This window comes from Pseudomonas sp. E45-MNA-CIBAN-0222 (assembly GCF_040310405.1).
GTDB lineage: Bacteria > Pseudomonadota > Gammaproteobacteria > Pseudomonadales > Pseudomonadaceae > Stutzerimonas > Stutzerimonas stutzeri_AC.
In genome coordinates, this window is record NZ_JBEOPU010000261.1 from 1 (window position 1) to 231 (window position 231).

A 231-nucleotide genomic window follows, 5' to 3' on the forward strand; every position below is an offset into this window, starting at 1 on the left:
GCCCAGGCCCAGCCAATGGAAGCTGCTACGCAGGATGTCATGGCGGTCGATCGCCGCTTGCCAGGCGCGACCGAAGGCCAGCACATCTAACCCTCGAATATCCAGGCGTAGTTGATTGATGTAAGCCTGCGCCTGAGGCTCATACAAGGTGTGGAACAACATGCCCTGCTGCATCGGCGACAACGGGTAGATATCGTCGAAGGCCTGGCCTTCCACCGGCAGTCGATCCAG

General features: G+C 59.7%; 1 protein-coding gene. It reads right to left on the minus strand.

What is annotated here, in order from left to right; all coding sequences use genetic code 11:
• The coding region (locus AAEZ08_RS23545; RefSeq protein WP_500125260.1) for a condensation domain-containing protein at positions 1–231 on the minus strand (231 nt) is incomplete at both ends.